We start from the raw sequence: 1423 nt of genomic DNA on the forward strand, positions 1-1423 counted from the left end.
TGCTTATTAGTATTTTTCTCTTTTGTATCATGAGCATATTGATAGCCTTCCCCATAATGTAGTTTCTTCATAAGTTTTGTAGGCGCATTACGAATAACCAATGGTACAGGTTCAGATAATTCTTTTAAGGCATCTTTTTTAGCTGTTTCATAGGCAACATATAAAGAGTTGGATTTAGGAGCCATGGACATATAAACAACAGCCTGCGTTAATATAACTGAACATTCAGGCATACCAATATAATGACAGCTTGTATAAGCATCATTTGCAATAGATAAAGCACGGGGATCTGCTAAACCAATATCTTCACTCGCAAAGCGAATCACTCTTCTTGCGACATAAAGAGGATCTTCTCCCGCCTCCAACATTCTAGCAAGCCAATATATAGCTGCATCTGGATCTGAATTACGCATTGATTTATGTAAGGCACTAATGAGATTATAATGTTCCTCACCCTTTTTATCATATAAAAGAGATTTCTTTTGTGTACATTGTTCAATGATTGTCTTAGTAACATGGATGATGCCATCCTTCTCGTCGCTATTATTAATAACCATTTCTAGAGTGGATAACGCATTTCTTGCATCACCATTACTAAAAGATGCAATAAGGTGTAAACAATCATCAGATATATCAATATTTAAATTTCCAAAGCCCTTTGGACTAGAAATGGCATGTTTGAGTAATGAAACAATATCCTCTTCTTCAAGTGCGTTGAGGACAAATACCTTACAACGTGACAAAAGAGCTCCATTGATTTCAAATGATGGGTTTTCAGTTGTCGCACCTATAAGTATAATGCTTCCTTTTTCTACAAAAGGCAAAAAAGCATCCTGCTGGGATTTATTGAAACGATGTATTTCATCCACAAATAGAATTGTCTTTTCACCAAAGACACGATTATTTTCTGCCTGTTTCATCACTTCTCTTATTTCTTTAATACCACTAGTCACAGCTGAGAAATCAATAAAAGAAGAATGTGTATGAGAAGCAATTATTCTTGCGAGTGTTGTTTTACCTACTCCTGGTGGTCCCCAGAAGATCATTGAAGAAATAGAATCTGTTTCTATAAGTCTTCTTAGTATTTTTCCTTTTCCTACTAGATGAGTCTGCCCAACAAATTCATCTAAATTATCAGGTCTCAGTCTTGAAGGAAGAGGTTCATTAAATGTTTCTTCAAAAAGTGATGTCATAAGAGTCCCCCTATGACAAAAATAGTATTACAGGATTAAGAAACTGTCAAATAAAGATATAGTTAACCATCCAAGTGCAATAAAAGGACCAAAAGGAATCATCTTCTTTTGTTTTATAAAAGAGAAGATGATTCCTAAGAAACAGGCAATAGATAAGATACTTAACGTTTGATAAATACCTAAAGAAAGACTGCATACACCTAACATCTTGATATCTCCCCCACCTAACC

General features: G+C 34.8%; 1 protein-coding gene and 1 pseudogene. Both read right to left on the reverse strand.

The genetic code is table 11. The features are described 5' to 3' along the window. A pseudogene (locus tag ACT8VG_RS08460) lies at positions 1-1193 on the reverse strand (replication-associated recombination protein A); the annotation flags it as partial. Between the two features lie 27 nt (positions 1194-1220). Further along, on the reverse strand, positions 1221-1423 hold a 203-nt coding region (locus ACT8VG_RS08465; protein WP_444195624.1), incomplete at its 5' end, for a hypothetical protein.

Source organism: Catenibacterium sp. (genome assembly GCF_052354645.1).
GTDB lineage: Bacteria > Bacillota_I > Bacilli_A > Erysipelotrichales > Coprobacillaceae > Catenibacterium > Catenibacterium mitsuoka_A.